The 24,389-nt window shown below is 64.8% G+C and carries 20 protein-coding genes and 3 pseudogenes; 11 read left to right on the top strand and 12 right to left on the bottom strand.

Going from position 1 to position 24,389, the window contains the following annotated elements; translation table 11 throughout:
* Positions 1–3: 3 nt before the first annotated feature.
* Positions 4–1,656: an amidohydrolase gene (locus A5733_RS09555; protein ID WP_076239933.1), complete on the top strand. Its 1,653-nt coding sequence runs from the start codon at positions 4–6 to the stop codon at positions 1,654–1,656.
* Between the two features lie 3 nt (positions 1,657–1,659).
* Here A5733_RS09555 and A5733_RS09560 read toward each other — a convergent pair whose 3' ends face one another.
* The 3 genes from A5733_RS09560 to A5733_RS09570 are packed head-to-tail and all read right to left on the bottom strand — an operon-like array spanning position 1,660 to position 4,525.
* Positions 1,660–2,748 (bottom strand): adenosine deaminase, encoded by a 1,089-nt coding sequence (locus A5733_RS09560; RefSeq protein ID WP_076239953.1) that lies wholly within the window; start codon positions 2,746–2,748, stop codon positions 1,660–1,662.
* 40 nt (positions 2,749–2,788) lie between these two features.
* Entirely contained in the window at positions 2,789–4,087 is a 1,299-nt protein-coding gene (locus A5733_RS09565) for a thymidine phosphorylase (protein ID WP_198938760.1), read from the bottom strand.
* Between the two features lie 39 nt (positions 4,088–4,126).
* Complete coding sequence (locus A5733_RS09570) at positions 4,127–4,525, bottom strand: cytidine deaminase (RefSeq protein ID WP_076239935.1); 399 nt, start codon at positions 4,523–4,525, stop codon at positions 4,127–4,129.
* 213 nt (positions 4,526–4,738) lie between these two features.
* Between A5733_RS09570 and sdhC the strand changes: the two genes are divergently transcribed.
* From sdhC to A5733_RS09590, 4 genes are read left to right on the top strand one after another with little or no spacing between them, the layout of a single operon-like run.
* On the top strand, positions 4,739–5,155 hold the full coding sequence (gene sdhC, locus A5733_RS09575) for a succinate dehydrogenase, cytochrome b556 subunit (RefSeq protein ID WP_076239954.1): 417 nt from the start codon (positions 4,739–4,741) through the stop codon (positions 5,153–5,155).
* Between the two features lie 47 nt (positions 5,156–5,202).
* Positions 5,203–5,625: a succinate dehydrogenase hydrophobic membrane anchor subunit gene (locus A5733_RS09580; protein WP_197508273.1), complete on the top strand. Its 423-nt coding sequence runs from the start codon at positions 5,203–5,205 to the stop codon at positions 5,623–5,625.
* Between the two features lie 3 nt (positions 5,626–5,628).
* Entirely contained in the window at positions 5,629–7,383 is a 1,755-nt protein-coding gene (sdhA, locus tag A5733_RS09585; protein ID WP_067769593.1) for a succinate dehydrogenase flavoprotein subunit, read from the top strand.
* Between the two features lie 2 nt (positions 7,384–7,385).
* On the top strand, positions 7,386–8,171 hold the full coding sequence (locus tag A5733_RS09590; RefSeq protein WP_076239936.1) for a succinate dehydrogenase iron-sulfur subunit: 786 nt from the start codon (positions 7,386–7,388) through the stop codon (positions 8,169–8,171).
* Between the two features lie 76 nt (positions 8,172–8,247).
* Here A5733_RS09590 and A5733_RS09595 read toward each other — a convergent pair whose 3' ends face one another.
* Positions 8,248–9,102: a hypothetical protein gene (locus A5733_RS09595; RefSeq protein ID WP_076239937.1), complete on the bottom strand. Its 855-nt coding sequence runs from the start codon at positions 9,100–9,102 to the stop codon at positions 8,248–8,250.
* 126 nt (positions 9,103–9,228) lie between these two features.
* Here A5733_RS09595 and A5733_RS09600 point away from each other — a divergent pair.
* A pseudogene (locus A5733_RS09600) lies at positions 9,229–9,825 on the top strand (carboxymuconolactone decarboxylase family protein); the annotation flags it as partial.
* Here A5733_RS09600 and A5733_RS09605 read toward each other — a convergent pair.
* Genes A5733_RS09605 through A5733_RS09615 form a run of 3 tightly spaced genes read right to left on the bottom strand, consistent with a single transcriptional unit; the run spans position 9,788 to position 12,749 of the window.
* Positions 9,788–10,309: a PPOX class F420-dependent oxidoreductase gene (locus A5733_RS09605; protein ID WP_076239939.1), complete on the bottom strand. Its 522-nt coding sequence runs from the start codon at positions 10,307–10,309 to the stop codon at positions 9,788–9,790. The pseudogene A5733_RS09600 and the gene A5733_RS09605 sit on opposite strands and share 38 nt — an antisense overlap.
* Positions 10,309–11,217 carry a sigma-70 family RNA polymerase sigma factor gene (locus A5733_RS09610; protein WP_076239940.1) on the bottom strand — a complete coding sequence of 303 codons (909 nt, stop codon included), beginning with the start codon at positions 11,215–11,217 and terminating at the stop codon, positions 10,309–10,311. Before A5733_RS09610 ends, A5733_RS09605 begins: the two co-directional genes overlap by 1 nt.
* A gap of 44 nt (positions 11,218–11,261) precedes the next feature.
* On the bottom strand, positions 11,262–12,749 hold the full coding sequence (locus tag A5733_RS09615; RefSeq protein WP_076239941.1) for a gamma-aminobutyraldehyde dehydrogenase: 1,488 nt from the start codon (positions 12,747–12,749) through the stop codon (positions 11,262–11,264).
* Positions 12,750–12,872: 123 nt separating this feature from the next.
* Between A5733_RS09615 and A5733_RS09620 the strand changes: the two genes are divergently transcribed.
* The 4 genes from A5733_RS09620 (at position 12,873) to A5733_RS09635 (ending at position 17,087) form a co-directional block, all read left to right on the top strand.
* Positions 12,873–13,385, top strand: a complete 513-nt coding sequence (locus A5733_RS09620) for an Lrp/AsnC family transcriptional regulator (protein WP_067769578.1) — start codon at positions 12,873–12,875, stop codon at positions 13,383–13,385.
* Entirely contained in the window at positions 13,382–14,752 is a 1,371-nt protein-coding gene (locus A5733_RS09625; RefSeq protein WP_076239942.1) for an aspartate aminotransferase family protein, read from the top strand. The genes A5733_RS09620 and A5733_RS09625 overlap by 4 nt, the downstream gene beginning before the upstream one ends.
* Before the next feature lie 39 nt (positions 14,753–14,791).
* A complete protein-coding gene (locus tag A5733_RS09630; protein ID WP_076239943.1) occupies positions 14,792–15,790 on the top strand; it encodes an SMP-30/gluconolactonase/LRE family protein in 999 nt (332 codons plus the stop codon).
* Positions 15,791–15,869: 79 nt separating this feature from the next.
* Entirely contained in the window at positions 15,870–17,087 is a 1,218-nt protein-coding gene (locus A5733_RS09635) for a D-alanyl-D-alanine carboxypeptidase family protein (RefSeq protein ID WP_076239944.1), read from the top strand.
* 48 nt (positions 17,088–17,135) lie between these two features.
* Here the strand turns inward: A5733_RS09635 and A5733_RS09640 are convergent, their stop codons facing one another.
* The 4 genes and pseudogenes from A5733_RS09640 to A5733_RS09655 form a co-directional block, all read right to left on the bottom strand.
* Entirely contained in the window at positions 17,136–18,632 is a 1,497-nt protein-coding gene (locus A5733_RS09640) for an NAD-dependent succinate-semialdehyde dehydrogenase (protein ID WP_076239945.1), read from the bottom strand.
* 11 nt (positions 18,633–18,643) lie between these two features.
* Positions 18,644–21,042: pseudogene (locus A5733_RS09645) on the bottom strand (FAD-binding and (Fe-S)-binding domain-containing protein).
* 46 nt (positions 21,043–21,088) lie between these two features.
* Positions 21,089–22,408: an aspartate aminotransferase family protein gene (locus A5733_RS09650; RefSeq protein WP_198938762.1), complete on the bottom strand. Its 1,320-nt coding sequence runs from the start codon at positions 22,406–22,408 to the stop codon at positions 21,089–21,091.
* A 32-nt stretch (positions 22,409–22,440) separates the two neighbouring features.
* A complete protein-coding gene (locus A5733_RS09655; protein WP_083666070.1) occupies positions 22,441–23,535 on the bottom strand; it encodes a phosphotransferase in 1,095 nt (364 codons plus the stop codon).
* Positions 23,536–23,804: 269 nt separating this feature from the next.
* Here A5733_RS09655 and A5733_RS28195 point away from each other — a divergent pair.
* Positions 23,805–24,020, top strand: a pseudogene (locus A5733_RS28195) (GntR family transcriptional regulator); the annotation flags it as partial.
* 136 nt (positions 24,021–24,156) lie between these two features.
* Here A5733_RS28195 and A5733_RS27880 read toward each other — a convergent pair.
* A partial coding sequence (locus A5733_RS27880; RefSeq protein ID WP_233152662.1) for an FCD domain-containing protein occupies positions 24,157–24,389 on the bottom strand: 233 nt, incomplete at its 5' end.

The following is a 24,389-nucleotide window of genomic DNA, read 5'->3' on the forward strand; positions in this document are numbered from 1 at the left end:
ACCATGTTCGCTGATCGCATCTTCACCAACGCGGCCGTGTTCCCGGCCGCCGGAGCCGAGCCCGCCGACACCGTGGCCGTCCACGGCGACACCATCGTCGCCGTCGGCCGCCGCGTGGACCGCGACATGGTCGGAAAACACACGGAAGTCACGGATCTCGGCGGCGCCAGCCTGCTGCCCGGATTCGTCGACGCGCACGCACATCCCGTCGCCGCGGGCATGGCGGCGCTGCGGTGCGACCTGTCCGGACTGGCCCACGATCGCCAGGCGTACCTCACCGCCATCGCTCGCTACGCCGCCGACCACCCCGACGAGCCGGTGATTGCCGGGGCCGGCTGGTACGGCGACGCCTTCCCCGACGGCTTCCCGACCCGACACGACATCGATTCCGTCGTATCCGACCGACCCGTAATTCTCACCAGCCACGACTACCACGGCGCATGGGTCAACTCCCGAGCCCTGGAACTCGCCGAGATCGGTGCTCACACTGCCGATCCCGTCGGCGGCCGGATCATCCGCGATCATGCAGGTGAACCCACCGGGGTGCTCCTCGACCGCGGCGGCGATGCCGTCAATGGTCTCATCCCCGAGGTGACGCCGGCGTTCATGCGGCGTGCTCTGCTCGAGGCGCAACGGCGGCTGCATTCCGTGGGTGTCACCGGCTGGCAGGACGCGGCCGTCGGTGCCGAGTTCTTCGGGCTGAAAGACAACTTCGACACCTACGTCGAAGCCGATGAAGCCGGCGAACTGACAGCTCGGGTGGTCGGCGCCTTGTGGTGGGAGGCCGGACGCGATACCGAGCAACTCGCCGACCTGTGCGCCCGCCGAGAGCTCACAGGCCATTCGCGATTCATCGCGAGCATGGTCAAGGTCATGCAGGACGGCATCTGCGAGAACTGCACGGCCGCGATGCTCGCGCCGTACCGGGCCGTCGCCGGTCACGACATTCCGAGCGGGCAGTCGTTCATCGATCCCGACGACCTCCACAAGATCACGGCCCTGCTTGCCGGAGCGCGGTTCGGCATCCATATGCATGCCGTCGGCGACCGCGCGGTGCGTGAATGTCTCGATGCACTCGAACACGCCGCCGCACAGCATCCTCAGTTCGACGCTCGCCACCAGATCGCTCACCTGGATGTGGTGGATCCACTCGACATTCCGCGATTCGGCCAGCTCGGGGTCATCGCCAACATCCAGGCCCTTTGGGCACGGCGGGACAAAGAGATCGTCGAGCGCAAGCTCCCGCTGCTCGGGCCCGAACGTGAACCGTGGCACTTCCCATTTGCGTCCATCCAGCGTCACGGCGCCACGCTCGCCATGGGTAGTGACTGGCCGGTGACCGACCCGAACCCCTTGTGGGCCATCCACACCGCCGTGCACCGCACCGGCACCCGTGCCGATCCACACGCGATCGGCGACGGCGTCTTCGACACGCCGCTGCAACCTCAGGAGGGCATCAAGCTGGCTTCAGCGATCCATGCCTACACCGCGGGATCGGCCTACGCCAACGGTCAGGATCGGACCGGGCGCATCGCCGAGGGCATGCTGGCCGACCTCGTGGTCCTCGACCGAGATATCCGCACCGCCGCCGACATCGGGGAGGTACGGCCGGTGGAGACGATTGTCGGCGGACAGACCGTCTATGCCGCGCCGTGACCCTCAGCCGACCAGCACCGCGTACCGAGGCTTGATCACCTCGTCGATCAATGCGAGCCGTTGGTCGAACGGGATGAAGGCCGATTTCATCGCGTTGATCGTGAACCGCTCCAGATCACTCCAGCCGTAGCCGAACGCCTCGACCAGACGCAGCATCTCCTGGCTCATCGTGGTGTCGCTCATCAGCCGGTTGTCGGTGTTGACCGTGACCCGGAACCGGAGTCGGGCCAGCCGGTCGAAGGGGTGCTCGGCGATGCTTGGTGCCGCCCCGGTCTGCACGTTGCTGCTCGGGCACATCTCCAGCGGGATGCGCTTGTCCCGCAGAAGCGAGGCCAGCCGGCCCAGGTGTTGGGTGCCGTCGTCGAGCTCGGTGATGTCGTCGACGATGCGCACGCCGTGGCCCAGCCGGTCGGCACCGCAGAACGCGATGGCCTCGTGGATCGACGGCAGACCGAACGCCTCGCCGGCGTGAATGGTGAAGCGCGCGTTGTTGCCCCGCATGTACTCGAAGGCATCCAGGTGCCGGGTGGGTGGGTAGCCGGCCTCGGCTCCGGCGATGTCGAATCCGACCACGCCCTTGTCGCGGAATCGGATTGCCAGCTCGGCGATCTCACGTGACCGGGCCGCGTGGCGCATCGCGGTGACCAGGCAGCGCACGGTGATCGTGCGACCCGCGGCCGCGGCTGCCTTCTCCCCGTCGGCGAACCCGGCCAGGACCGCATCGACGACGTCGTCGAGCGACAGGCCGCGGTCGATGTGCAGCTCGGGGGCGAACCGGACCTCGGCGTACACCACGTTGTCGGCCGCCAGATCCTCCACGCACTCGTGGGCCACCCGATGCAACGCCTCAGGGGTCTGCATGACGCCGACGGTGTGGGCGAACGGTTCCAGGTAACGCTCCAGCGAGCCGCTGTGGGCGGCGGTGCGGAAGAACGTGGCCAGCTCGTCGACCTCCGTGGCGGGTAGGTCGTCGTACCCGAGCTCACCGGCCAGCTCCAGCACGGTGGCCGGACGCAGCCCACCGTCGAGGTGGTCGTGCAGCAGGGCCTTGGGTGCGTGCTGAATCTTGTCCAAGGTCAGCGGGGTGCTCATGCCCCCCATCATCCCTCGGCACCGCAGCCGTGGGTGCCCGTCAGACGATTCGGTCGATGACCAGGGGCCGCTGCGCCGGTGCCGAGTCGTCGACCGACCAGGCGCCGTCGAGTTCGGCGAGCGCGCCGGGTAGCCGCTCCGCGGTCTCGGTGTAGAGGGTGAACAGCGTCTCTCCGGCGGCCACGGGCTCCCCCGGCTTGCGGTGAATCCGCACCCCCGCGCCGAGCTGTACTGGCTCCCCCGGCTGCGCCCGACCCGCACCCAAGCGCCACGCCGCCATCGCCACGCCCATGGCGTCGATGTCACCCATGATGCCGCCGTGCGGGGCCGTCACGGTCTCGGTTGCCGTCCCGATCGGCAGCGGGCGGCTCAGGTCCCCGCCCTGCGCTGCCACCAGCGCCCGGAACCGATCCATCGCGGTCCCGTCACGCAGCGTCTGAGCCGGGTCGGCGCCGTCGACACCGGCGGCGCCGAGCATCTCGGCCGCCAGCGTCAGCGTCAGCTCGACCACGTCGGCCGGGCCGCCGCCGGCCAGCACCTCCAGCGATTCGGCCACCTCCACGGAGTTACCGACGGCGCAGCCCAGCGGGCAGTTCATGTCGGTGAGCAGGGCCCGCGTCGGGACCCCGTCGGCATTCCCGAGGTCGACCATGATCCGCGCCAGCTCCCGGGCGTCGGCCTCGGTCTTCAGGAACGCACCCCGGCCGACTTTGACGTCGAGCACCAAGGACCGGGCACCCTCGGCGAGCTTCTTGCTCATCACCGAACTGGCGATCAGGGGCGTCGAATCGACGGTGGACGTGATATCCCGCAGGGCATAGATCTTGCGATCGGCCGGAGCCAGCTCACCGGCGGCGAAGATCGCTCCGCCGACATCGGAAAGTTGCTGGCGGATACGGTCTTTGGACAGCTCCGCGGTGAACCCGGCGATCGATTCCAGCTTGTCGAGCGTGCCACCGGTATGCCCCAGGCCGCGGCCGGATGCCTGCGGAACGCTGCCCCCGCAAGCCATTACGACCGGCAGCAGCGGGATGGTGATCTTGTCGCCGACCCCGCCGGTGGAGTGTTTGTCGACGAGGGCGAGCGGCTTGCCCTCACGACGCAGGTCGGTGAAATCGAACCGCTCCCCGGAAGCGACCATGGCGGCGGTCCAGCGGGTGGTCTCGGTCACCGTCATCCCGTTGAGGAAGATCGCCATCAACAGGGCCGACATCTGCTCGTCGGCCACCCGTCCGTGGGTGTAGCCGTCGATCACCCAGTCGATGGCGGCGTCGGACAGCACACCGCCGTCCCGTTTGGTCCGAATGACAGACGGCGCGTCGAAAGGCATGGCCGTCAACCTACTCGTCGGTAACCGGAGTTGTTGGACCACTTGGCCTTACCGACGTTCCAGATCCTGTGGGCCGAAGGCGTCGGGCAGCAGCTCGGCCAGCGGCCGCGGGCCACTCGGATGGTCGACGAGCATCCCCGGCCCGCCGTGTTCCAGCAACACCTGACGGCACCGTCCGCAGGGCATGAGCAGGGCGCCATCCGGGCCCACACACGACAACGCGACGAGCCTTCCACCCCCTTGCGAATGCAAGGCGCAGACCACAGCGCACTCGGCACAGAGACCTAGGCCATATGAGACATTCTCCACATTGCAACCGGCCACCACGCGACCATCGTCGACGAGGGCCGCGGCGCCCACCGGAAATCCGGAATACGGCGCGTAAGCCCGCCCGGAAACGTCAATTGCCTTGTCACGCAATAACTTCCAGTCCACATTCGCCGTCATACGGGCATCCCCCACATAGGTTCTGAATGCATTCCGAAACCCCCGTCCGCGGCTCTCGCATTAAGATAGGTAAGCCTAACTTTTGCCTGTTCAGTGGGCCGAACAGGTCAACCGTAATTCGTTCGCCACTACAAATGGGTTTAGAGTCGCCCCGAGGTTTGGGGCTAATCCTGAGCAGTCCCAGACGTCCCACCGATGGCGTTGGAGGGCCCGATGAGTACTCAGACGGAGGTACCGGCTCCGCAACCCAGGAAAGCACGACGGCGCACCCTTTATCGCGGTGATCCGGGAATGTGGTCCTGGGTGCTGCACCGTATTACCGGTGCCACGATCTTCTTCTTCCTGTTCGTACACGTCCTAGATACCGCGTTGGTCCGCGTGAGCCCGCAGGCCTACAACGAGGTCATCGAGACGTACAAGACCCCCATCGTCGGATTGATGGAGATGGGCCTGGTCGCCGCCGTGCTGTTCCACGCACTCAACGGCATCCGCGTCATCCTCATCGACTTCTGGCAGCAGGGTCCCCGCTACCAGCGGCAGATGCTCGCGGTCGCCGTCGGCGTCTTTGCCGTGGTTCTCATCGCCGCACTAGGAGTTCTCGGTATGCACATGGTGGAGCGGTTCCTGTGAGCGCGCCAGGAGCAGGTGAGTCGCGGCTCGGCCGCCCCGCACCGGTGATGGAACGCGAACACGACCGGCCGGCTGCGCTGGACCACCCGCGCGCGCCCCGTCGTCCCCGCGGTATCCCGTACTTCGAAAAGTACGCGTGGCTGTTCATGCGGTTCTCGGGTGTCGCCCTGGTGTTCCTGGCGCTGGGCCACCTGTTCATCATGCTGATGTGGTCCGACGGTGTTTACCGCATCGACTTCAACTATGTCGCGCAGCGGTGGGCCTCGCCGTTCTGGCAGATCTGGGACATGGCCCTGCTGTGGCTGGCGATGATCCACGGGGCCAACGGCCTGCGGACCATCATCGGCGACTACGCCCGTAAGAACACCACGAAGTTCTGGCTGAATTCGCTGTTGCTGCTGGCGACAGGGTTCACCCTGGTTCTGGGCACCTACGTCTTGGTCACCTTCGACCCGAATATTGGGAGCTGACCCATGATTCAGGAACATCGCTACGACGTCGTCATCGTCGGCGCGGGCGGCGCCGGCATGCGCGCAGCCGTCGAGGCCGGTCCGCGCGTCCGCACCGCCGTGCTGACCAAGCTGTACCCGACGCGTTCGCACACCGGCGCAGCCCAGGGCGGCATGTGCGCCGCGCTGGCAAACGTCGAAGAGGACAACTGGGAATGGCACACCTTCGACACCGTCAAGGGTGGCGATTACCTCGCTGACCAGGACGCCGTCGAGATCATGGCCAAGGAGGCCATCGACGCGGTGCTGGACCTGGAGAAGATGGGCATGCCGTTCAACCGGACGCCCGAGGGCCGCATCGACCAGCGCCGCTTCGGCGGGCACACCCGCGACCACGGCAAGGCCCCGGTGCGCCGGGCCTGCTACGCCGCCGACCGCACCGGCCACATGATCCTGCAGACGCTGTACCAGAACTGCGTCAAGCACGACGTGGAGTTCTTCAACGAGTTCTACGCCCTGGACATCGCGCTGACCGAGACCCCGGCCGGCCCGGTGGCCACCGGCGTCATCGCCTACGAGCTGGCCACCGGCGACATCCACATCTTCCACGCCAAGGCGATCGTCTTCGCCACCGGCGGGTCCGGCCGGATGTACAAGACCACCTCCAACGCCCACACCCTGACCGGTGACGGCCTGGGCATCATCTTCCGCAAGGGACTTCCCTTGGAGGACATGGAGTTCCACCAGTTCCACCCGACCGGTCTGGCCGGCCTGGGCATCCTGATCTCCGAAGCCGTGCGCGGTGAGGGCGGCCGGTTGCTCAACGGCGAGGGCGAGCGGTTCATGGAGCGCTACGCGCCGACGATCGTCGACCTCGCGCCGCGTGACATCGTGGCCCGGTCGATGGTGCTGGAGGTGCTCGAAGGCCGCGGCGCCGGACCGAACAAGGACTACGTCTACATCGACGTGCGTCACCTCGGCGAGGACGTGCTGGAGGCCAAGCTTCCCGACATCACCGAGTTCGCCCGTACCTACCTTGGCGTGGACCCGGTCACCGAGCTGGTGCCGGTGTACCCGACCTGCCACTACGTCATGGGCGGCATTCCCACCACGGTCCACGGCCAGGTGCTGCGCGACAACACCAACGTCATCCCCGGCCTGTACGCCGCCGGTGAGTGCGCCTGCGTCTCGGTGCACGGCGCCAACCGCCTGGGCACCAACTCGCTGCTGGACATCAACGTGTTCGGCCGTCGTGCCGGCATCGCCGCCGCCGAGTACGCCGCCAACCACAACCACGTCGACCTGCCGGAGAACCCGGCCGACATGGTGGTCGGCTGGGTCGGCGACATCCTCTCCGAGCACGGCAACGAGCGCGTCGCCGACATCCGCACCGCGCTGCAGCAGTCGATGGACAACAACGCCGCGGTGTTCCGCACCGAGGAGACGCTCAAGCAGGCGCTGACCGACATCCACGCCCTCAAGGAGCGCTACGCCCGAATCACCGTGCACGACAAGGGCAAGCGCTACAACAGCGACCTGCTCGAGGCCATCGAACTGGGCTTCCTGCTGGAGCTGGCCGAGGTGACCGTGGTCGGTGCGCTCAACCGCAAGGAGTCCCGCGGCGGCCACGCGCGTGAGGACTACCCGAACCGCGACGACACGAACTACCTGCGCCACACCATGGCGTACAAGGAAGGCCCCGGGCTGCTCGCCGACATCCGGCTGGACTACAAGCCCGTGGTCCAGACCCGGTACGAGCCGATGGAAAGGAAGTACTGACCGTGAGTGCACCTGTCATCGATAAGCCCGAAGCCGGCGATCCGCCGCTGCCCCCGGTCCCCGAGGGCGCGGTCATGGTGACGCTGAAGATCGCCCGGTTCGACCCCGAGAACCCCGACGCCGCCGGCTGGCAGAGTTTCCGGGTGCCGTGCCTGCCCTCAGACCGGCTGCTGAACCTGCTGCTGTACGTGAAGGGCTACCTGGACGGCACGCTGACGTTCCGTCGGTCCTGCGCCCACGGAGTGTGCGGTAGCGACGCCATGCGGATCAACGGTGTGAACCGGCTGGCCTGCAAGGTGCTGATGCGCGACATGCTGCCCAAGAACCCCAAGAAGCAGCTGACCATCACCATCGAGCCGATCCGCGGCCTGCCCGTGGAGAAGGACCTGGTGGTGGACATGGAGCCGTTCTTCGACGCCTACCGCGCCGTCAAGCCGTTCCTGATCACCAGCGGAAACCCGCCCACCAAGGAGCGCATCCAGAGCGCCACCGACCGGGCCCGCTACGACGACACCACCAAGTGCATCCTGTGCGCCTGCTGCACCACCTCGTGCCCGGTGTACTGGAGCGAGGGGTCGTACTTCGGCCCGGCCGCGATCGTCAACGCGCACCGGTTCATCTTCGACTCACGTGACGAGGCGGCCGCCGAGCGTTTGGACATCCTCAACGAGGTCGACGGTGTGTGGCGTTGCCGCACCACGTTCAACTGCACCGAGGCGTGCCCGCGTGGCATCCAGGTGACCCAGGCGATCCAGGAGGTCAAGCGCGCTTTGATGTTCGCGCGTTAGATCTTCGATGTTCCGCCGAGTGTGAAGACGATCGCGAGATTTCTCGAAAATCTCGCGATCGTCTTCACGTTGGGCATCAGAAGGGGGCGCCGGCATCCCGGAGGGCTTGGCGGGTGCGGTCGATGATGATTCGTTGGCGGTGACGCAGCAGATCAGCGCCGACGCGAACGATGCGCCAGCCGAGTTCGCGGTACTGGGCATCCTGATCGATGTCCTTGGTGCGCTGTCGCGGATCGGTCCAGTGTTGAATGCCGTCGTACTGCACGCCGACCTTCCATTCCGGCCAACCCATGTCGATGCGGCCGACCCACGTATATCCGTCGAACACGTTGATCTGGGTCTTGGTCGGGCGCATGCCCGCTTTCGTGTACACCAGCCGGAGCCGGGTTTCCTGCGGTGATTCGGCGCCATAGTCGGCACGATCCAACACCTTCCGCAACTGCACGAGCCCCCGCACGCCGCGGTGATTTTCGATAAGTGCTTGAACCTCAACAAGTTTCAGGTCGCAGGCCTGCAGCAGGGCGTCGACCCGCTCGACGGCGACCGATAACCCCGGCCGGCGGCCCAAGTCGAATGCGGTCCGAGCCGGCGTCGTCGTCTGGATTCCGCGCACCCGGCAGACTTCCCCGTCGGCCAGGGTGTCGCTGTGCAGGACGATCCCGCCGGTCTTGTGGCGGCTGGAGTGGATCAGCTCAGCGGGCAGTTGCGCGTCGATCCACCGAGAGCCGTGCAGCGCGGAAGCTGACATGCCCGCCGCGACAGCGCGCAGGCCCGACCACAGCCAGGCCGCGACCGCCCGGTCGATGGGAGTGAGCACCGATCCACGTGGCGCGTACACATTCCGGTGGAGCAGGTCGTAGTTGGTGGTCAGCTGATACCGGTTGACCTTGCCCGCGGCCAACGCCTCAGTGCCCAGAAACGGCAGTGACATGACAAATAGGACGCCGCGCAGGTCACCAGGGTTCCACCTGCGCCGAAGGCGAACAAAATCGCGAGATTTTCCGAAAATCTGGCCATCGTCTTCACATTCGACGAGGCGGCGTCACAAACTCAGCGGCCATCTCGTCTACTGGATATGACCGAGACAAAAACACGAATCGCCCCCGTCACCCCCAAACAAGCCGGCCTGTTGACCCGTGCCATGTACTGGTTCGCCAAGCGTCAGTTCGGTGAGGTGCCCGAACCGTTCACCGTGGCGGCACACCACCCGCGTCTACTGGTCGCCAACGCTGCACACGAAATGCTGTTGAAGAGTGGTTCGAAGAAGTTGCCGGCCAGCGTCCGGGAGCTCGCGGTGTTCTGGACCGCCCGCACAGTCGGCTGCTCGTGGTGCGTGGACTTCGGCTCCATGCTGATGCGGCTGGACAACCTCGACATGGAGCGGCTCAAGTCGATCGACGACTACGCCACCTCGCCACTGTTCACTGACGACGAGCGAGCCGCGATCAGCTACGCCAACGCCATGACCACCGATCCGCACACCGTCACCGACGAGCAGGTGGCCGACCTGCAACGCCGCTTCGGCGACGACGGGGTGATCGAGTTGACCTACCAGATCGGCGTGGAGAACATGCGGGCCCGGATGTACTCGGCGCTGGGCATCACCGAGCAGGGGTTCAATTCCGGGGATGCGTGCCGGGTTCCCTGGGCGTGATCTCGATGTACGCCATGGGCACACCGAGCGTTTGACTCCCGGCATCCAGGCTGCGCTCGAACAACTTCATCGGCAGACTCCAGTTGGCCGCGATCACCGACTCGGCGTGCGCATGTTCGGATTCGTCGAGGATGCGGGCCACACCGGCCACCACCGGACCGGTGGGCTTGCCGCGCAGATTGCACGCCACGACGAGGACGTGCGGATTGTTCCGAATGCGCCTGACCTTGGCGGTCGACGCATCGGTGCGGACGTAGAGCTTGCCCGGACCGGCGGGGTCGATGCCGTGGTTGATCGGGCTGGGCACCGCCTCCCCCGAACGTCGGTACGTCACCAACACGATCTGGCGGTGGTTCTCGAATCCGGCGAAATCCGTCCCGGTCGCCGGGCCGATGTCGAAGGCGTCACGGTGACGCATCTTGTCCATGCCGCGGAACATCATCCGGCTGAAGGTTTGGGCCAGGGTGCCGGGCTCGTTCGGCATCACCGGGCACCTCGCAACGGGGATCCGGTGAACTTGTCCGGGTTGGCGATGTCCCATACCGCGCAGACCAAGCCGTCGCGGACGGTGAAGATCGTGACCCGCGGCATCATCTCGGGGTAGCCGTCACCGGCGGGGGCGCCTGTCGTGTAGACGCCCAACTGGCCGTTGACAAGCGCAAATTGACTGCCCGCCAACCAATTCGGGCCGTACTTCTGCGCCAGTCCGAGGATGAAGCGGGCCACCTTGTCCGGCCCGTGGATGACGCGGGCAGCGGTCGGGGCGCGCCGGTTCGAATCGCCGGTGAACGTCACGTCCGGATGCAGCAAGCGGACGACGGCGTCGAGCTCCCCCGACGCCAGGGCGACCATCAGCTCGCCCGCAACCTGGTTGTGCACATCGTCGGACGACGACGGCGGTGGGTTGTCGGAGACTGCGCGGCGGGCCCGCGAGGCCAACTGGCGGGCCGAGGCGTCGCTGACTCCGAGCACGCCGGCGATTTCGCCGAAGGGTAGGCCGAAACCGTCGTGCAACACGAACGCCACCCGCTGATCGGGCGTGAGCCGTTCGAGCACGACCATCGCGGCGAACCGCGCGTCCTCCCCTGCCACCACCGCGTTGAGTGGATCGTTCGCATCGAGCCCGGTCACGACAGGCTCGGGCAGCCATTCGCCGTAATAGGCCTCGCGTCGATGGGCCGCAGAACGCAGCCGGTCCAGACCCAACCGGCTCACCACGGTGGTCAGCCAGGCGCGTAGGTCGGCGATCGTGCTCTTATTGTCGTGCCAGCGCAACCAGGCGTCCTGGACGATGTCTTCGGCATCGGCATAGGTACCCGTCAACCGATAGGCGACCGCCAACAGGTGCGGCCGCAGCGCCTCGAACTCGTCGGTGCGCGCCGCAGTGGTCACAGACCAAGCTTAATCCCGCCGAGCGTGACCGCGGCACACTGCGGTCAGCGCTTGTTGAATACCGTTCGGTGCCAGCCCTTTTCGACCGCACCGGTGATGTCGCTCATCACGTGCTTGATGGTGAGGTACTCCTCGAACGAGTAGTCGCTCATGTCCTTGCCGAAGCCGGACGCGCCGACGCCACCGTGCGGCATCTCGCTGATGATCGGGATGTGGTCGTTGACCCACACGCATCCGGCGTTGATCTCGCGTGAAGCCCGCTGGGCGCGGTACACGTCGCGGGTCCAGGCCGAGGCGGCCAAGCCATAGTCGGTGTCGTTGGCCTGCCGGATCGCATCGTCGTCATCGGTGAACGACCGCACCGTCAGCACCGGGCCGAAGATCTCGTCGCGGTACACCTCGGAGGTCTCCGCGACATCGGCGATCAGGGTGGGACGGTAGAACGCGCCGGGCAGCTCGGGGATCACGCCGCCGGTGACGACACGGCCGCCCTGCTGGGGTGCCCGGGCCACCATGCCCGCCACCTTGTCGCGGTGCGCGAAGGAGATGAGCGGCCCGAGGTCGGTGTCGGGATCGTGCGGGTCGCCGACGACGATCTTGCTCATCACCTCTGCCACGCCGGCGACAAAGTCGTCGTAGAGATCGCGAGCGACGATCGCCCTGGTGGCCGCGGTGCAGTCCTGGCCGGTGTTGATCAGGGAAGCGGCCACGGCTCCCTGAATGGCAGCGTCCAGATCGGCGTCGTCGAACACCACGAACGGCGCCTTGCCGCCCAGTTCGAGCTGGGTGCGGTGACCGTGGGTGGCTGCGGCGGCCATCACCTTGCGGCCGACGGCAGTCGACCCGGTGAAGGTCACGACGTCGACGTCACGGTGTGCGGCCAGGGCCGTTCCCACGTCGGCGCCACCGCCGGTGACCACGTTGAACACGCCGTCGGGCAGACCGGCCTCGGTGGCCAGCCGGGCCAGTGTGAGGGTGGTCAGCGGGGTGACCTCGGCGGGCTTGATGACGACCGAACAGCCGGCGGCGAGCGCCGGGATGACCTTCCACACCGCCATCTGCAGCGGGTAGTTCCACGGGGTGATGGTCGCGACCACGCCGACGGCCTCACGCCGGATGCTGGAGGTGTGGTCACCTGAGTACTCAGCGGTGGCCTTGCCTTCCAGGCGACGGGCAGCACCGGCGAAAAAGTCGATGTTGTCGATACTGCCGGGCACGTCGAACTCAGTCGCCAGCCGCACCGGCTTCCCGGTCTGGCTGACCTCCTCGGCGATCAGCTGATCGGCGCGCTCGTCGGCGAGCTTGGCGAGTTTGGCCAGTACTGCTGACCGTTCGGCCGGGGCGGCCTTCGCCCAGCCGGGGAATGCCTTACGTGCAGAGGCGACAGCGGCATCCACATCGGCCTCGGTGGCCAAGGAGTAGTCAACGACAGCCTGGCCGGACGCCGGGTCGATGATCTGGTGGATGGGTCCGGCCGTCGCCACCGGTGCGCCATCGATCCAACTGCTCGTCACATTCACTGCCACACTCATGGGGCCCCACGGTAACCGAAGACATGAACGTTCTCTACGCAATCCCGTGTCACACCCGGGTTGCGACGAAGGATTTCATTGATTCAGTTGCCGCAAACAACGGATTCCGTGCACAATCGGTGGATGACCAACCCTGAGGGCGCTGACCTTCAGCCCGTGCCGCTGCGGGTGAACAATTCTCGCACCGCCTTTCAGCTCGATGATCTGTCGAAGGCGATCATCGAGAAACTCCAAGCCGACGGACGCCGCTCGTACGCCGGAATCGGTAAGGCCGTGGGACTGTCGGAGGCCGCGGTGCGCCAGCGCGTGCAGCGCATGGTCGACGCCGGGGTCATGCAGATCGTCGCGGTGACCGATCCACTGCAACTCGGCTTCGCGCGGCAGGCCATGATCGGCATCCGCTGCACCGGAGACACGCTCAAGTTGGCCGAAAAGCTGTCGGCCCTCGAAGCGGTGGACTATGTCGTCCTGACGGCCGGATCGTTCGACGCCATCGTCGAGGTGGTGTGCGAGGACGACGACAGCCTGCTCGAACTTCTCAACACCGAGATCCGGTCCCTGCCCGGAGTGATCACCACCGAAACCCTCGTTTACCTCAAACTCGTCAAGCAGCAATACAACTGGGGAACCCGATGACCAACACGGAGACAACCGATCTGGGCGCCAAGGCCAATCGCCACCTGTGGGGCCACTTCGCCCGGCACGGCGAGGGCATCACCCCGCCCATCATCACCCGCGGCGAGGGCGTGCACATCTTCGACGACAAGGGCAAGAGCTACATCGACGGGTTGAGCGGCCTGTTCGTCGTGCAGGTCGGCCACGGCCGGGCCGAGTTGGCCGAAGCCGCAGCCAAACAGGCCGAGAAGCTGTCGTTCTTCCCGCTGTGGTCCTACGCCACACCGCCGGCCATCGAACTGGCCGAACGCGTCGCCAATTACGCGCCGGGCGACCTGAACCGGGTGTTCTTCACCACCGGCGGCGGCGAGGCCGTCGAGAGCGCCTGGAAGCTGGCCAAGCAATACTTCAAGCTGACCGGCAAACCCGGTAAGCACAAAGTGGTTTCACGTGCGATCGCCTACCACGGCACCCCGCAGGGCGCGCTGGCGATCACCGGGATCCCGGCCTTCAAGGCGCCGTTCGAGCCGCTGACCCCCGGTGGCTTCCGCGCGCCGAACACCAACTTCTACCGCGCACCGGCCGAATACGCGCATGACGAAAAGGTTTTCGGTCGCTACTGCGCCGACCGCATCGCCGAGGCCATCGAGTTCGAGGGCCCCGACACCGTGGCCGCAGTGTTCCTGGAGCCAGTGCAGAACGCGGGCGGCTGCTTCCCGCCACCACCCGGCTACTTCGAGCGGGTGCGCGAGATCTGCGACTCCTACGACGTGCTGCTGGTGTCCGACGAGGTGATCTGCGCCTACGGCCGGATCGGATCGATGTTCGCCTGCGACGACTTCGGTTACGTGCCGGACATCATCACCAGCGCCAAGGGTCTGACATCGGGTTACTCGCCGCTGGGAGCGATGGTAGCCAGCGACCGGTTGTTCGAGCCGTTCAACGACGGCAAGACAGTCTTCGGCCACGGCTATACCTTTGGCGGACATCCGGTTTCGGCCGCGGTGGCGATGGCCAACCTCGACATCTTCGAGCGCGAGGGGCTCAACGACCACGTCAAGGAGAACGCACCGGCGTTCCGGTCCACCTTGGAAAAGCTCTACGACCTGCCGATCGTCGGCGACGTCCGCGGTGAGGGCTTCTTCTACGGCATCGAGCTGGTCAAGGACAAGGCCACCAAGGAGACCTTCAACGACGAAGAGTCCGAGCGGTTGCTGCGCGGCTTCCTCACCCCGGCATTGTGGGAGGCGGGGCTGTACTGCCGCGCCGACGACCGGGGCGACCCGGTGATCCAGCTGGCCCCGCCGCTGATCAGCGGGCAGGCCGAGTTCGATGCGATCTACGAGATCCTGCACGGCGTGCTCACCGAGGCCGGCAAGCTGCTCTGATTCCCTACCGGAATACCGATTCGGCGGCAGACTGACTGCGTGCCACGCAAACCGCCGATCGATCCGATCCGTTGGACACCACCACCGATCGATCCGCTACCGGACTTCGGGCCGGCCGAGCTCACCATCGTCCCGATGCCCGGCCACGGGCCCGAGGACGTCGTCGTCGACGCCTCCGGGCAGCTGTGGACCGGTTTGGAGGACGGTCGCATCGTGCGGGTCTCCCCTGCCGGTGACACGACCGTCGTCACCACTACCGGCGGGCGGCCGCTGGGCCTGCACGTCGCCCGCGACGGGCGGGTTTTGGTCTGTGACAGCCACCGCGGGCTGCTGGCGTTGGATCCTGACTCCGGCGCGTTGACGACGCTGGTCGAGTCCGTGGCCGGCCGGCCCTTGAGGTTCTGCTCCAACGTGACCGAGACTGCCGACGGCACAATCTATTTCACAGAGTCGACCAGCCAGTTCCACTACGAGCATTTCGCCGGTGCGGTCATGGAGGCCCGTGGGCGCGGCAGCTTGTTCCGGCTCGGCACCGACGGCACGGTCACCACGCTCGTCGACGGCCTGTACTTCGCCAACGGCCTGACCGCCACTGCCGACGAATCGGCCCTGGTGTTCGCCGAAACCCAGGGCCGGCGGTTGTCGAAGTACTGGCTGAGTGGGCCGCAGGCCGGGACGGTGACGCCCCTGGCAGTGCATCTGCCGGGGTATCCGGACAACATCTCCACCGGTGTCGACGGCCGGATCTGGGTGGCAATGGTCTCCCCGCCGAACGCCGCCGCCGAGGCCCTCGCACCACGGGCACCGGTGATCCGAAGGCTCTTGTGGCGGTTGCCCGATCGGCTCCAGCCCAAGATCCGGCCACACGTATGGGTGCTGGCTTTCGACCCTGGCTCCGGCGACGTGCTCACCGGAATCCAGGCCACCCGTCCGGACTTCGGCACCGTCACCGGCCTGGTGGAATCGGCGGGCAAGTTGTGGATGTCGACGATCGCCTTCCCGGCGTTGGCGTATGCCGACGTTCCGGGTGTGCGTTAGCGCAGTTTTAACACCAGTCACACCAGCCACAGCGTGGCAAACCGCAAACGGCGTCGACGTGGCCTAATCTTCGGACACGATGGCGACCTTGCAGAAGACGACCCGGCGCGTGGTGTCCGCGTTCGCGGCACTGGCGATGCTGACCGCACCCCTGATGACGGCCGGTGCGGCCAACGCCGATCCGGCCGTGGACTGCCCGTACCGGGTGACGACCCCGCCGGCCGTGGACGCCTCAGAGGTTCCCAAGCCGGGCGATCCAACCCCCGGCCCGCTCCCGGTGCCCACCAAGACAATTGGTGGCGAAGCGCTGTCGAGCTGTGGCGTGATCACTGCGCCCGACACCCCGCCACTGCCCAACGATGTCTCCGCCGAGGCCTGGCTGGTCGCCGATCTGGACAGCGGCGACATCATCGCCGCGCGCGATCCGCACGGCCGGCACCGCCCGGCCAGCATCATCAAAGTCCTGGTGGCCACCGCCGCGCTCAACGAACTCAACCTCAACAAGCTGGTCGCCGGCACCCAGGAGGACGCCAACTCCGAAGGCACCCGCGTCGGCGTCGGCCCCGGCGGCCAGTACACGATCAACGATCTGTTGCACGGTCTGCTGATGCACTCCGGCAACGACGCCGCGCACGCGCTGGCGGTGCAGTTGGGCGGGATGGACCCGGCGTTGCAGAAGCTCAACATCTTGGCCGGCAAGCTCGGCGGCCGCGACACCCGGGCCGCCACGCCCTCGGGTCTGGACGGCCCGGGCATGAGCACCTCGGCCTACGACATCGGGCTGTTCTACCGGTACGCCTGGCAAAACCCGGTCTTCGCCGACATCGTGCGGACCCAGAGCTACGACTTCCCCGGCCGCGACGGCAACGCGTCCTACCCCGTCGAGAACGACAACAAGCTGCTCTACAACTACCCGGGCGCCCTCGGCGGCAAGACCGGGTACACCGATGACGCGGGCCAGACCTTCGTCGGCGCAGCCGAACGCGACGGCCGCCGCCTGGTGGCAGTTCTCATGAAAGGCACCCGGGTGCCGATCGCCCCATGGGAGCAGGCTGCCCATCTGCTCGACTACGGTTTCGCCACCCCACCGGGAACCAAGATCGGCACGCTCGTCGACCCGGACGCGTCACTCAAGCCCAAGCCGGCCGAGCCCGATGCCGCCGCGGCGCAGGCGGCCTCGGTGCTACCGCCCGCCGATGCCCTGCCGGTCCGAGTGGGTGTCGCGGTGGTCGGCGCTCTCATCGTGTTCATGCTGATGATGGGCGCGCGGTCGCTGAATCGCCGCACCATCCGGTGAGCAGCACAAGCGCTGCAGCAGAGCCGCATTCGGAATCGGTATGACTGCCTACCTGCCCTGTCTGCGCGGAACCGCAAGATACTTGTACTCAAGGAATTCATCGATACCGACTTTGCCACCTTCGCGGCCGAGGCCCGATTGCTTCACCCCGCCGAAAGGGGCTGCCGGGTTGGACACGATACCGGTGTTGATGCCGACCATTCCGACCTCAAGCTGCTCACTGAGATCGAAGGCGCGGTCGATGTCTTGCGTGAAAACGTATCCCACCAAGCCCCATTCGGTGTCGTTGGCTTGCGCTATCACGGTGGCTTCGTCATCGAACGGTATAACGGGTGCAACCGGCCCGAACACCTCGGTGGTCATCAGATCTGAATCCGAAGACACGTTCGCCAGCACGGTGGGTGGATAAAAGTAGCCCCGGCCCCCGGGGAGTTGACCGCCGGTAAGCGCCGTTGCTCCTCGCGACAACGCGTCATCCACCAGCCGCTGCACTTTCTGTTGTCCGGCGGAATCGACGAGCGGCCCTACTTCCGTGCCGTCCGCAAGTCCGTTACCGACCTTCAAAGCCGCCATGCGAGCAGCGAGCCGCTCGGAGAATTCGTCTGCAATATCGCGATGGACGTACAAGCGGTTGGCTGCCGTGCACGCTTCGCCCATGTTTCGCATCTTGGCCGCCATCGCACCTTCGACGGCAGTGTCGATGTCGGCGTCTGCACAAACGATGAAGGGCGCGTTACCTCCCAACTCCATTGAGGACCTCATCACGGTATCGGCGGCCTGTCGCAACAGAAGCTTGCCTACCGCCGTTGAACCGGTGAAGCTGACCTTTCGCGCTTTACCACTGGCCATCCACCGCTCGACCACGGTCGCAGCATCGGTCGTGTTGACCACGTTGAGAACGCCATCAGGCAGCCCGCTTTCCTGCATGATCGCAGCCAGCGCCAACGAGCTGAGCGGGGTCTGGGGTGCCGGTTTGAGAACCATTGTGCAGCCGGCCGCTACCGCCGGCGCGATCTTGCGAGTGCCCATAGCCAGTGGAAAGTTCCATGGCGTGATCAGAATGCAGGGACCGACGGGTTCGCGGGTAACAATGATGCGGTTGGCTCCGTCGCCAGTTGTAGTGTGATCGCCGGAGATCCGGACTGCCTCTTCCGAAAACCACCTGAGGAATTCAGCCGCGTAGGCGACCTCACTCTTTGCTTCGGCGAGCGGCTTACCCATTTCCATGGTCATCACTGTGGCCAGCCAATCTTGCCGGGCCATTACCAAATCGTATGCGCGACGCAGGATTTCGCTGCGATAGCGCGGCGCGGTACGCGCCCACGATGCCTGTGCCGCCACGGCGGCAGCCAGTGCATCGTCCCCATCTGTTGGTCCCGCGTCTGCAACAGCGGCCAGCACCTCGCCAGTGGCGGGATTCTCTACCTCGAACATTTTGCCGTCGCCAGCATCTAGCCACCGCCCGCCGATGAGCAGTCCGTTGGGAATCGAGGCGATATCAACGTCTGGCGTGGTCGAACTTGGCAAAGTCGTTGTTGCGGTCATCGGTGTATCTCCTATCGGGGACCGGGGTCGAGAAGTTGCGCGAGATGATCGGAAGCGCTCGGCGTAGCGTTATCGGAGAGTTGCCTTGCCTGCATGTGACAGCTGAAGCCGTCAGTGAGAACGATCGCGGTCGGGTCAGCCCTCAAAGCCGGTGCAAGAGCTTGCTCGGCGACGGCCATGCTGACGTCGAAGTGATCTCGTTCGAAGCCGAAGTTGCCGGCTACCCCACAACATCCTGTTGCCTCGTGAACACTTTCGATTCCGACGCTCTCCAGCGCACGACGCTGTGTGGCGGCTCCAAACACTGCGTACTCATGACAGTGGGATTGCACGATGACCCTCGCCGGTAGAGCTGCTCGCGGAGTCCAGCCTCGATCACTTTGCGCGCTGACCTGTTGGGCGAAGCTACGGACACGGCGTGCCACTCGCTCTGCGGCCGGGTTGTCGACTAATGGTCGAGAAATTCTGCCTTATATGTCGCCATGTCCACACCTGTTGGGCAATCCGTGGAGCATGCCTTACATGACAGACACAGGTCCAATGCCTCGCGCACATCTTCTGAAGCCCAAGCTTGCTGAACGTTGCGGGCGCCTCGGACCATGTCTTGCAGGACGCGGGCTCGCCCACGGGTGGAGTCCTTCTCGTCCCCGGTCGCCCTATAGCTCGGGCACATGACACCACTGCTATGTGATCGGCAGCGGCCTACGCCAATACAACGTTGCACCGCTTCGGCGAACCCCCCGAGTCCCGCACTTCTCGAATCCTGAAGAGCGAAGGTCGTCGGCCACGGCAGGTCCGGAATGTCGGCCAGAGCGAGATTGTCGGTGACTGGCTGCGGATCGATGATCATGCTCGGGTTGAGAATGCCGCGCGGATCAAACAGCTGCTTGAAATCGGAGAAGGCGCGCATCATTGTCGGCGAGTACATTTCGGGCAGCAGCTGGGACCGAGCTCTGCCGTCTCCGTGTTCGCCTGATAGCGTTCCGCCATGCTCGACTACTAAACGTGCGGCCGCAGTGAGGAAGGCCGACATCACGTCTCGACCTTCCGGCGTCCGTTGGTCGAAGGTTATGCGTATGTGCATGCAGCCGGCGCCGAAGTGGCCGTACATCACTCCGACGAGCCCATACTGCTCAAGCAGTAGCTTGAAGTCAGCCAGATAGTCAGCAAGGTTCTCTGGGGCGACTGCGGAATCTTCCCACCCTGGCCAAGACGTTACGCTGGTGCCGTCGGGCAGCGGCAACCGTGAGGACAGACCCGCGCCATCTTCCCGGACGCGCCACAGCCGCTTGCGCTCGGAGGGGTCGTGGACCTCCCGACAGGCCAGCGCTCTTCCGTTCTTCTGCAGGTCGGCGGCAAGGCTTTTCGCTCGTGCGGCCACGTCGGCTTCGTCGTTTCCGTCCAGTTCGACATAGAGCCAGGCTTTTCCGGCTGGCAGCTCGGAAGCAGCGTCGTTACCGCGCCGCGCTTTCATCGTCGCGACAATTTGTTCGTCGATGCCTTCGATTGCAGCCGGCAAATAGCGCAGGATTGTTGTGACGTCGCGGGCGGCATCCACAATGTCGTCGTAGGCCACAATCATCAGCAGTGTCGAGGGCGGCACTTCCACCAATCGCATGGTGGCGCCAACTACCACTGCGCAAGCGCCTTCGCTGCCGACGAGTGCACGAGCAACATCGAAGCCATTCTCCGGTAGGAGATTGCCGAGATGGAAACCGGATACTTGACGCGGAATACGCCCCAGCTCTAGCCGAAGATACGGCATGTACGCGGTAGCGAGCGCACGCAATCCAGCGGACAACTCGCTGGCTCGCTCGGCTGCAACCGCATCGCTGGGGTCGGTGGCGTACATACCGGATCGCGTTGCAGTGACACGAGTTCCGTCGGCCAAAACCAGGTCGAGGGAGATCACATGGTCGCCGGTGCGGCCATACCGGACGGAATGATTGCCGCAGGCATCATTTCCGATGGATCCACCCACAGTTGCCCGATTCTTGCTCGACGGGTCCGGAGCAAATGTCAGCTGGTTGTCCGTGGTCTTCTGCACCGTTTCGGCGAGGTCAGTAAGGATGACTCCTGGCTCGACGACTGCAGTCCTGCCAGAGGCGTCGATTTCCAAGATCCGGTCCATATATCTGGAGAGATCAAGGACCACCCCCGTGCCGATAGCGTTTCCGGCCATCGAAGTGCCTCCGCCCCGGGCGATGACGGGAACACCTGCTCGCGAACACACCGAGAGAATTTGGCTGACTTCATCGGAGCTGCGGGGAAAAGCCACCGCCAGCGGTGCCACCCGATAATTCGAGGCATCGTAGCTGTACTCGGCGAGACGCCGACTGGCGGTGTCGATCTCGATTGCACTGGTAGTCAGGTGTTCGAGTAAGTCTGCAGCGGCTACTTGCGCCATCATCTGTTATGCCGTCCGAACGATGCGGCCGACATTGCTTGTGCAGCACTCAATGAAGCTCCTCGGCCAGAACGGTGTCGAGATTCTCCAGCATTCTGTCGGCATCACTGATCGAGAAGGGCAGCGGCGGGCGGATTTTCAGCACGCTGCCTCGCGGTCCAGAGGCCGAGATCAGGACCCGGCGACGGCGCATGTGATTGACCACTCGCAGAGCGGCTTCCCCATCAGGGGTGTTCGACGCACTGTCGGTGACGATATCCACGCCGATGAACAAGCCCGCCCCCCGGACTTCGGCGATCTGGTCATAGCCTGCGGTGAGCCGGGAGATCTGGTCTTGGATGTAGTCACCGACCCGCTTCGCGTTGTCGATCAAACCCTCGTTCTCGATCACGTCTAGCACAGCCTGTGCTGCGGCGATAGAGACCGAGTTGCCGCCAAAAGTATTGAAATAACGAATGTTGCGGCCGAACTCCTCGAGAAGCTCGGGTTTGAAGACAGCTGCAGCGATAGGGGTACCATTACCCATCGGCTTGCCGGTAGTCATGATGTCTGGTATCAGTCCATGCCGCTGGAATCCCCACCAATGTTCACCGGTGCGGCCGAAGCCTGGTTGCACTTCGTCGGCGATAAAGAGCCCACCGGCGTTATGCACTTCCTCGATCACCGGTTGCAGGAATCCCGGGGGGTCTGCGTAGATCCCGTCGGAAGAGAAGATCATGTCGGCGATGAATGCCGCGACACCGAACCCGTGCCGCTCCAGATCGGCGATGGCATCGCGGATTTCCCGGCGCATCGCTGCGACAACTTGGTCATCTCCGCCATGCCGCAATCGATCCGGCGCGCTGATGGTGCGCACGTGTGGCCCGAGCGGGACGCCGACACCTAAGGATGGGGAGAACGCTGACACATCGGAGGTCAGGCCGTGGTAGGCGCCTGCGGTGACGATAATGCCTTGGTTCCCGGTGTAATACCGCGCCACCCGCATCGCAAGGTCGTTGGCCTCGGAGCCGGTGCAGGTGAACATGACATGTCCGAGTTCCGCCGGCATAGTGCTCAGGAACTGCTCGCTGTAGTTCAGAATCGATTGTTGGATGTAACGGGTGTTTGTGTTCAGTGTCGAGAGCTGGCGGCAAACGGCGTCGACGACGTAGGGATGGCAATGTCCGACGCTGGTCACGTTGTTGTAGACGTCGAGATAGTCTCGGCCTTCGGCATCGAAAAGCAAGGTTCCGGCCCCGCGTACGATCTCGACGGGATCTGCGTAGAACAGCCGGTAACCCGGTCCGAGAAGACGGTCACGCTCTTGGACCTGCTTGCGCGTCTTCGCTGACAACTCATGAATGCGCGATTTGTCGAACCCGTTCACCATGGGCTCGGACGCCTTAGGTGCGATGCTCTTGGTCATTGCCTTTCCTTTCCCTCCACGGGCGACTTACCACCGGCGGTCGACAACGATTCTTCGACGGTGGCCTTGGACACCGACAGCGCGCAACGAAGTCGGTTCCAATCGAGTGCAGAATGCGACAGTCCGTAGTCACGGGTATGCGGATGACTGACCGCTCGCCATCCGAAAACCAACGCGCGCAGAAGAAGTCGGGCCGGACCGGCGATAGCAAGTAGCCGCGCGTCAGCGTTCGAGAGGGCCCGCACCGATCGGTACCCCCTCACGATGTCTACCGCGCTGTTCCATGGGTGGCGCTGATCGATGCCAATCTGGTTGGCGACAGCGACAGCAAGTTCAAAGACCACTGGACTTCGCACGACATCGCCGAAATCTATGATGCCGGTGACAAAGTCGGGCGAGGTCGGGTCAACAACGACGTTGAACGGACTGAAGTCGCCATGGATAATCTGACTCTGCAGAGTGCCAATTTTGGGCGCAACATAGGTCTCGAATTGGTCGAATACCCATGTTGCCATCGTCAGGTCGTCGCGATCGTTGACGAATTCGAGTAGCGGCCTCATGTGGAGGAAGTTCTTGAGATCCCAGATGAGCCGCCGTGCGCCCTCAGGGTGATGGAAGTTAGCCAGTGCGTTGTCCATCCGCGCCAGCATGGAACCCACACATCGCAACTGAGAGGATGTAGGCACGGTCCCGGCAAGCAGCTCACCGTCCAGGTAGGTCAGGACCCGCAGAATGCGTTCTTTCCCGTGGGCGTCGATGATGATGGACTCCACTTGGCCCTGTACGCCGCGGATCAGCCGCTGGGCCGGCACCGCCGCGGCCGAGCGCTCAAGGTGCAACATGGCTGATGATTGCAAGTTGACGATGCGGGCACTCTCGGATGCAGGTGCAATCTTTACCAGGAACTTTCCCACGTCGGTTGCGAGCCGAAAGGTATCGTCTTTTTCCGTCGGAATACGAGTGAGCCGGCCCGCCAGGTCGTACTGATGACGCAACTCGGCGGCGACCTGAGACTCCGGCAACTTGTCGGCATACGATTCCAGAGCGCTCTCTTGCGCGATCTGAGCCAGCACATCAGAACCTGCGATCACGTCGCCCTGCCCCTCACTACATCAGCCCCTTCGACAACTGCTTCACCTTTTCGCGAGCCAATAACCAAGTTTCGTGACGCCCAGAGCCGACCGGCCCCATGACCGCGATGGAACATCTTCGGGAACAAGCAGCCCTGCTGCTTCACGTCGGACGGTTTCGGACACGTTTCGATGAACTGTAGAACATTAGGACATAGGTGTCCAGCGTGACCGCCCACAATTGATGACACTGCACCCAATCAGCTGTTTAACAGTTGTACGATGCCTGCATGTCTGTAGCAGACCGCATCCAGATCGTCGGACGTAGCAGCGCACAGCAGATTGCCGACGGGCTGATGGACATGATCCTTGAAGGCGAACTCAAGCCCGGGGAGCGCATCAGGGAAAGCGTCGTGGCCGACGCTTTAGGGATCTCGCGCAATACCGTTCGGGAGGCCGTACGACTGCTGCAGGGCACCGGGCTCGTCAAGTACACCTTCAACCGAGGGCTCGTGGTGTGGGACCCCTCCGATGAGGAGGTCCTCGACATCTATCGCGCGCGATTGCATTTGGAAAGTGCGGCCGCCACCTCGTTGGGGCCGGACACCGACCTGTTGCCGCTGGTTGCGGCGATGGAGGAGTTCAAGTCAGCGCTGAAAACCGAGGATCCAGAGACAAGACGAGAAGGAAGTAGCGGAGATCCGACAGCAACTCGGAGTAGAACTTGTCCAGGCGCGGGCTGTTCATCATCCCGACTATTGCCTGGTGGATCGCGAGATCCTTCTCAACGATCGTGCGTGGATCCTCGGTTTTCAGCGCTGACTTGAACTCCTCCATCGCCGCAACCAGCGGCAACAGGTCGGTGTCCGGCCCCA

Origin of the sequence: Mycobacterium sp. NS-7484 (genome assembly GCF_001953975.1) — a bacterium.
In the GTDB taxonomy this organism is placed as follows: domain Bacteria; phylum Actinomycetota; class Actinomycetes; order Mycobacteriales; family Mycobacteriaceae; genus Mycobacterium.

Coding starts and splice junctions, on each gene's coding strand:
- A5733_RS09555 (WP_076239933.1), top strand. CDS start 4: ATGTTCGCTGATCGCATCTTCACCAACGCGGCCGTGTTCCCGGCCGCC.
- A5733_RS09560 (WP_076239953.1), bottom strand. CDS start 2,748: ATGAGCACCCCGCTGACCTTGGACAAGATTCAGCACGCACCCAAGGCC.
- A5733_RS09570 (WP_076239935.1), bottom strand. CDS start 4,525: ATGACGGCGAATGTGGACTGGAAGTTATTGCGTGACAAGGCAATTGAC.
- sdhC (WP_076239954.1), top strand. CDS start 4,739: ATGAGTACTCAGACGGAGGTACCGGCTCCGCAACCCAGGAAAGCACGA.
- A5733_RS09580 (WP_197508273.1), top strand. CDS start 5,203: ATGGAACGCGAACACGACCGGCCGGCTGCGCTGGACCACCCGCGCGCG.
- sdhA (WP_067769593.1), top strand. CDS start 5,629: ATGATTCAGGAACATCGCTACGACGTCGTCATCGTCGGCGCGGGCGGC.
- A5733_RS09595 (WP_076239937.1), bottom strand. CDS start 9,102: ATGTCACTGCCGTTTCTGGGCACTGAGGCGTTGGCCGCGGGCAAGGTC.
- A5733_RS09605 (WP_076239939.1), bottom strand. CDS start 10,309: ATGCCGAACGAGCCCGGCACCCTGGCCCAAACCTTCAGCCGGATGATG.
- A5733_RS09615 (WP_076239941.1), bottom strand. CDS start 12,749: ATGAGTGTGGCAGTGAATGTGACGAGCAGTTGGATCGATGGCGCACCG.
- A5733_RS09620 (WP_067769578.1), top strand. CDS start 12,873: ATGACCAACCCTGAGGGCGCTGACCTTCAGCCCGTGCCGCTGCGGGTG.
- A5733_RS09625 (WP_076239942.1), top strand. CDS start 13,382: ATGACCAACACGGAGACAACCGATCTGGGCGCCAAGGCCAATCGCCAC.
- A5733_RS09635 (WP_076239944.1), top strand. CDS start 15,870: ATGGCGACCTTGCAGAAGACGACCCGGCGCGTGGTGTCCGCGTTCGCG.
- A5733_RS09640 (WP_076239945.1), bottom strand. CDS start 18,632: ATGACCGCAACAACGACTTTGCCAAGTTCGACCACGCCAGACGTTGAT.
- A5733_RS09650 (WP_198938762.1), bottom strand. CDS start 22,408: ATGGTGAACGGGTTCGACAAATCGCGCATTCATGAGTTGTCAGCGAAG.